This window comes from Frankia canadensis, from assembly GCF_900197875.1.
GTDB classification, from domain to species: Bacteria; Actinomycetota; Actinomycetes; order Frankiales; family Frankiaceae; genus Frankia; species Frankia canadensis.
This window is the reverse complement of sequence record NZ_FZMO01000545.1, coordinates 20,920-27,216: the sequence shown is the minus strand read 5'-3', so window position 1 is coordinate 27,216 and position 6,297 is coordinate 20,920. Positions and strand designations below refer to the sequence as shown.

Below are 6,297 nucleotides of genomic sequence, written 5' to 3'. Positions count from 1 at the left end.
CATCCGCCCCAGCCACCCCAACCGCCGAAGCCGCCGAAGCCGATGAAGCCGATGAAGCCGGTCGCCTCACGGAAGGACCCCTGGTACTGAAGGACGGGCGGGTCATACGTCGCCTTCATTCCAAAATCACCCGCCTATACTCGAACCATCTCGCTTCTGACGCCCGGTCGCTCGGCTGCCTGCCCGCGGTGGTCATGGCGGTAACCTCAGCCCCGACGCGATGCCCGGACAACCACAATTCTTCACCGGTCCGATCCAGCCACGGTTCATTCACCGATCCGTGATCCGCAAGTCCGGCACGGCCGAATGAGACCGAATGCCATGATTCGGGAGATAGACCCGGATGGACTCGCTGGGCATTGTTGTCGCCGACGCCAGAGGTGGCTCTCCGGCGGACCGCCTAGTTAGGGTAGCTGGCCGAGTACTCTCGGTGGTCGCGCCTGGTGTCGGGCACGGGACCATCGGCGGGACAGGAGATTCGGCGATCACACCATCCAGCCACGAACGCGCGGACGAGGTGCGCCGGCGGCCGGCGACGACCGGCGTGGACCTCGGGCTGCTCCTGCTGCGTGCCACGATCGGCGCGATCATGTTCGCGCACGGCACCCGCAAACTGTTCGGCTGGTTCGGGGGAGAGGGCCTGGACAGCACGGCGGCCTTCTTCGCCAAGGTCGGCTACCCGGCCAGCAAGGCGTTCGCCGTCATCGCCGCGCTCTCCGAGACTCTCGGCGGGATCGGCCTCGCACTGGGCCTGCTCACCCCGCTCGCCACCGCGGCGATCCTCGGCACCATGATCAACGCGATGGCGATCCGGTGGGACGGTGCCTTCTTCGCCCCGAAGGGCATCGAGTACGAGATCCTGATCGCCATGGTCGCCGTGGCGCTCGCGCTGACCGGCCCCGGTCGTCACTCGGTCGACGACCGGCTGCCCGTGCTGCGCTCCCACCGGCTCGACGTCGGCGCCGGCGCGGTCATCCTGGGTGGTGCGACGGCCGCCATCGTGCTGCTCATCCGCGGCTGACCGGTTCCCCGCGCGCCGGTCGGGAACGGTGACCGGGTGGGTGACCTGCTGATCGGGACGTGCCCCAGGGCCATCCAGGTTCGATCCCGCCGGTCCTCGCCGCCACCGCGGATCTCGCGGTCGTGCGCTTCCACGGCCACAGCGAGAAGTGGACGAGCCGGGACATCCACGAGCGCTTCGGCTATCGCTACAGCCTGGCCGAGTTGCGGGAATGGGCGCCCAGGCTCCGCCGGCCGGCCGACCAGGCCGCCCGGACCCAGGTGCTCATGAACAACTGCTACGCCGACTACGCCCAGCGCAACGCCCGCCAGCTCACCGACCTGCTGACGGAGCTCGACGGCGGTGCTGCGGGTGCCTCCCCAGTGGTCAGCTGAGGTACACCGCCGCTGGTGTGACGCGTCGCTACCAGCGGACGATCCCGTCGCGGGGGACGTGACGAGGCGGCACGATGCCAGGAGGTGCTGCGGATGCCGGCTGAGTCTGTCGAAGGGGATCCATCATGCCCATCAAGCAGGTGATCACGGGCGAGGACGTCTCGCTCGAGGAACAGGCGCTGCGGTATGAGCTGGCGGTCCTCTCCTACCGGCTACCCGACGCGGCGGCGGCCAAGGCCGGCGTCGAGCCGTGGGTCGGCGCGCCCGACGCACGCGGCCGCCTGCTGGGCTGCTGGGAGGCCGAGCACGGGACACTCGGCCGGCTCTACTTGCTGCGCGGCTTCGTCGACGACGCCGACCTGGCGGCCGAACGTGCGCGGGCCGCCGCCAGCACCGACCCCTTCGGCGCGGGCGGCCATCTCACGGACCTCCGCATGAACTCCTTCGCGGCGTTTCCGTTCATGCCTCCCGTGGTCACGGGCAGTTTCGGGTCGATCTACGAGATCCGCGACTACCACCTGCGCCCAGGCGGCCTTCCCGCAACAATTGCCGCCTGGCGCGAACGCCTCCCCGGCCGCCAACGCGTCGACCCGATCGCGGTCGTGATGTATGCCCTCGACGGCCCTGCCCGCATCGTCCACATCTGGCCCTTCGAGAGCCTCGACCAACGTGTGGCCGTCCGCCGCGACCTGTACGAACGCGGCCTGTGGCCCCCGCCCGGCGCCCTCGAACAGATCCTCGACGCCGAATCCACCATGGCCTGGCCCGCCCCCTTCTCCCCGCTGACCTGACCGAGGGGACGCCGTCGACTCAGACCAAGGCACTCGCCGCTGCCGCCGGTGTCGGCGCGCGACGCTCCGGCGTCGAGATACGCGGCGGGTAGGCGAGCGGTGGCCGCTGGCTCCGACGTCAGCGGACGGCTTCATCGACAATGGTCGTAAGGGCGAGGCCAACCCATCCCCTGGCAACGGGCTCCGCCTGGGCATTAACCACGACGTTGTTCCGTTGCACCGACCTGTAGGTTCGAGCGGTGTAGCGAACCGTACGGTACCGCCCGTCTTCCCGGGACAGTTCCGTGACGTTCCCGGTTCCGTATTCGTCTACCAGCGTCTTATAGGAGGTTGCGCTTTGCTGGCCTGCCATTCTGACCCAGGAGATCGCGACCAGGACGACATCGCCCTTCCGGTCACGACACTGGAGTTGCGCCCGATGGAGATCGGCGCATGGTTGCTTTCGAAAGAATTTCGACACCGCTCCGTAGGAATGCTCTGAGCAGTGAGCACCATCGTGCTGCAACCGGCCGTTCACCTGCAGACCCTTGCGAGCCAGGCGAGCCTCGATGGAACGTAGATCGCCTGTTTTCACCTCGGCCTCAGTGCACTGTCCGGACTGGCTGCAGTTGCGAGCTGAATGCGTTTGCCCCGGCGAACGCACCGCCGAGACGCCTCCACTCGCGGAGACGGCGAGGCCGATGCTGCCGGCCGCGATGGTGATGGTGAGAAGGACGGCGGCGGTGAAAGAGAACCCCGAGGATTCCTGACCTTCGCGCCAGTACCCACGCACTCGGTATCCGTTTCGGACGTGCGGGCGAACCCAGATTCGGGACATTTTCCGTTTCTCCAGGACCAGGCGCGCCGGTGGTGGAATAGTTTTCCCTGCCGCTGGCGCTTCTTAGGATTTCAAGGGGATTGGCTGGCTGGACGGCGCTATCCGATCAGAAAATGGGCGAGGATTCCGACCAGGACCGCCGCCGCGCACAGGAAGATGGCGTAGATGCTCAGGGCGTTCTCGAATGTCACTCGCACCGGTGCGCCGGATAGGTTTGGAAGCGGTTCGGGAGTTGTCGGATGCCGACTGACAAAACGGCGGGCAGTCTGCAGCAGGGAGCGCTCGTGCCATGGGCTCAGGGCGGCCTGTAGATCACGCGCCTTCTTTTCGCGGTGGCTGCCGCATCCGGTCGCCGTGCCGGTGACCAATGCCTCGCAGATGTGGTCGACGGCTGGCCACGACCGATACGCTCTGCATGTGGTCGGCCACGCCAGCAATCGCACCGTTAGTACGGCCGTCACGTAGAGCGGCGCCACGAGCCAGGTAAGGGACAAGGCCAGCAAGACCATGAATGGAACGCTGGCAGCACCGCCCAGAAGTATCTTCCGCCGCTTTTGGCGGCGCGTCGCCACGGCCATCTCCTTTATTTCCCCCTGTCTGGATTCAAGCCAGATTGTCGGCGCATCCGGCGTCAGCGGTGAAGGGCAACCGAGATGCCCGGTAGATCGCGCTGAAACCGGGAGAGATTTTCCGGGAACCGCGGATGAGGCCCCGTGATCTCTGGCCTTGTTCTGTGGTTACCGAAGAATAGCCAGCACCTGGAAGCCGCCAATGCCTGCCCAACCCAGGGGCAACTTCGGGGTCGAGTGAAACTCCTGGTCGGAGGCATGTTGGCCCGCAGATCTTCGGCATGAGCGGCTAATGATCGCTGGATCTGTCGCGTATCCGACATGCAAAAGTCATGATCGTCTACAATTGCTGACATCCTTGGCCGCGCAGCCGTCGAAGGCGGAGATTGGCACGCCGCCGCCGCATTCCTCGACGCATTGCAGCTGACGGGCAACGCCTGGCGATGCGTTCTTCTGCTTTCTAGCGGGACCGCTGGCCTCACCCACGGCGTTGGTGTCGTGGCACCCCGACTCTCGACGGCAGGCGGTCACCTGGCAGCGACGCATGACCGGGCGTCGGAGCACCGTCTGATACGAGCATTTCCGCATTCCGGGCGTCAGACGTTCTGGCTGATCCCGCGAGATGACACGACCCGGTGAGCCACCGAACGGAGGTCAAGACGGCTGCGGACGACGCCGGCAGGTCGGGCCAGGGTCGCCCCTTCAGGCCGCGGTGATCGTCGACTCGGCGGCCTGGGGGCCGGTGTCGGCGACAGGATGTGGCCGGCGGGACGTGTGTGCCAGCAGGGCGGCCATCGCGAGGGCGAGCAGCACGGGCAGCAGCCCGGCAGTCTGGACGCCGTGGCGACGGCTGAGCTGCCCGAACAGGACGGAGACCGGAAGGAAGACCAGCCAGGACAGTGTGCCCGCGCCGGACGTGACGCCGGCCCGCAGCTGCGCGCCGACCGCGTCGTGCAGCAGCCGACCAGCCCGGATACTGATCATCCCCGCTGCCAGGGCGACGACGAACTGGCCCGCGATGACGACGGCGAGGCAGTGGCCCAGCGTCGGCAGGATGGCGGCGAGCACCAGCAACGCGCCGAACCCGACGGTCACGGCCGGGCGGTCGAGCCGGGTCCGGGAGACGAGCCAGCCGCCGAGGCCGCCGGTCGAGACGAGCGCCGCCCAGTACGGCCCATACAGCGCGGCCGGCGCGTGCAGCGAGACCAGCCACAGGGGCCCGAAACCGAAGACCACCTGGATGACGACGGCCGTGAGCGCGCTGAGCAGCACAACCGGGCGCAGCGCGCGATCGGCGGCCAGCACCCGGACGGTGGCCAGGGCCTGACGCCGGAACGTGACCCGCTGCGCGTGCCGGTGCAGGCGCGGCTCATGGCAGCGTCCGAAGGCGAGGGCGGCGGCCGCCATGAGTGGGACGGTGGCGAAGTAGGTGACCCGAGCCGAGGCGACCGCGGCGAGCACTCCGCCCAGGACCGCACTGGCGACGAGCGCCGCGGCCTCGACGACGTGCATCCGCCCGATCCACCGCTCGTAGCCGTCGCCCGAGCCGGTCTCCTCGACGACGGTGTCGTAGACGATGCTTTCCACGGTGCCGGAGTTCAGCGCGAAGAACACGCCGAGCAGAACGGCTGCGCCGACATACGTCGCTGGCGTGGTGCTCAGGCCGCCGACCAGGGAACTGGCCGCGAGTGCCAGGGTCGCGAGGATGACCATCCCGGTGCGGTTCCAGCGGTCGGCGAGGATGCCGAAGGGCACCTCAAGCACCGGCGCGACCGCGGCGTAGACCGCCGCGACCAGTCCGATCGCCGCGGCGTCGAAGCCGATCTGCGTCATGAACATCTTCTCGACCGGCACCCACAGCAGCATGTTCTGTAGCGCAACCCCGACCTGGAGCGGCCGGAGCCGCCAGGCCAGGACCTGATCGGGTCGGGGTTCGGCTCCGGGCGCCGGTTCTGGTTCCGCTTCTGGTTCCGGCTCGTGCATTGGCGTCGGCTCGGCTTCGGTCTCGGGGAGCGTCGCGGTGGCGCGCATGGGTCGGATCCTCTGGTCGGCGGGTCGCGCCCGGTGATGATAGGGATCGTTCCCTATCATCACAACCGTGTTTAGCGGCCCTCCCTCCACGCGCACCCGCCGCCCAGCCGCCGAGACCCGGCAGGCGATCCTGGACGCGGCCGAGAACCTGTTCTACTGGCATGGGATCACCGCGACCGGGGTCGACCGGGTCGCGGCGGTGGCCGGCGTCGGTCCGACGACGCTGTACCGCCTGTTCGGGTCCAAGGACGCGCTGGTCGCGGCCTACGTGGACCGCTACGCAGCCGGCTACCGAGAGTGGATCGAGTCGCTGACCGCGGACGAGAGCCGCCCGGCGCGAGAGCGCATCCTGGCGCTGTTCGACGGGCTGGTCACCGTCACCGGTCCCGACGCGTTCCGCGGCTGCCTGTTCCTCATGGTGCTGGCCGAGTACCCCGACCCGACCTCCGCGGCTCACGCCAGCGCGCAGGCGGTGAAGGCATGGGTCCGCACCAGGCTCCGCGACCTCGCCCTCGAGCTACCCGGCCGCGATGCCGCAGCCGCTGAGGCGACCTCTGACCGCCTCGCGCTGGTCATCGAGGGCCTCTACGCCTCCACCGCCGCCCTCGGCACCGAGGGCCCGGCGCGCAGCGCCCAGGAACTCGCCATCCTGATCATCGACGCCCACTGACAGCCACGTGCCCTGACTCCAGCT

The 6,297-nt window shown here is 68.4% G+C and carries 7 protein-coding genes; 4 read left to right on the top strand and 3 right to left on the bottom strand.

Annotated elements, in window-relative coordinates; translation table 11 throughout:
• Positions 1-430 precede the first annotated feature (430 nt).
• The 3 genes from C1A33_RS30810 to C1A33_RS30800 all read left to right on the top strand — a co-directional run bounded on the left by C1A33_RS30810 (position 431) and on the right by C1A33_RS30800 (position 2,186).
• Positions 431-1,021 (top strand): DoxX family protein, encoded by a 591-nt coding sequence (locus tag C1A33_RS30810; protein ID WP_243408102.1) that lies wholly within the window; start codon positions 431-433, stop codon positions 1,019-1,021.
• 59 nt (positions 1,022-1,080) lie between these two features.
• The gene (locus tag C1A33_RS30805; protein ID WP_243408101.1) at positions 1,081-1,395 is read left to right on the top strand and encodes a DUF72 domain-containing protein; all 315 of its coding nucleotides are present in this window, start codon (positions 1,081-1,083) and stop codon (positions 1,393-1,395) included.
• Between the two features lie 125 nt (positions 1,396-1,520).
• Complete coding sequence (locus C1A33_RS30800; protein WP_101835776.1) at positions 1,521-2,186, top strand: NIPSNAP family protein; 666 nt, start codon at positions 1,521-1,523, stop codon at positions 2,184-2,186.
• Positions 2,187-2,304: 118 nt separating this feature from the next.
• Here the strand turns inward: C1A33_RS30800 and C1A33_RS34420 are convergent, their stop codons facing one another.
• The 3 genes from C1A33_RS34420 to C1A33_RS30795 all read right to left on the bottom strand — a co-directional run bounded on the left by C1A33_RS34420 (position 2,305) and on the right by C1A33_RS30795 (position 5,603).
• Positions 2,305-2,958: a hypothetical protein gene (locus C1A33_RS34420; RefSeq protein ID WP_133150887.1), complete on the bottom strand. Its 654-nt coding sequence runs from the start codon at positions 2,956-2,958 to the stop codon at positions 2,305-2,307.
• A 143-nt stretch (positions 2,959-3,101) separates the two neighbouring features.
• Positions 3,102-3,575, bottom strand: a complete 474-nt coding sequence (locus C1A33_RS34415; protein WP_133150886.1) for a hypothetical protein — start codon at positions 3,573-3,575, stop codon at positions 3,102-3,104.
• 699 nt (positions 3,576-4,274) lie between these two features.
• Entirely contained in the window at positions 4,275-5,603 is a 1,329-nt protein-coding gene (locus tag C1A33_RS30795; RefSeq protein ID WP_101835774.1) for an MFS transporter, read from the bottom strand.
• A gap of 67 nt (positions 5,604-5,670) precedes the next feature.
• Between C1A33_RS30795 and C1A33_RS30790 the strand changes: the two genes are divergently transcribed.
• Complete coding sequence (locus C1A33_RS30790; protein WP_101835772.1) at positions 5,671-6,273, top strand: TetR/AcrR family transcriptional regulator; 603 nt, start codon at positions 5,671-5,673, stop codon at positions 6,271-6,273.
• Positions 6,274-6,297: the final 24 nt, after the last annotated feature.

Bases quoted from the DNA above. Each gene is read 5' to 3' on its own strand.
- C1A33_RS30800 (WP_101835776.1), top strand. From the start codon at position 1,521: ATGCCCATCAAGCAGGTGATCACGGGCGAGGACGTCTCGCTCGAGGAA.
- C1A33_RS30795 (WP_101835774.1), bottom strand. From the start codon at position 5,603: ATGCGCGCCACCGCGACGCTCCCCGAGACCGAAGCCGAGCCGACGCCA.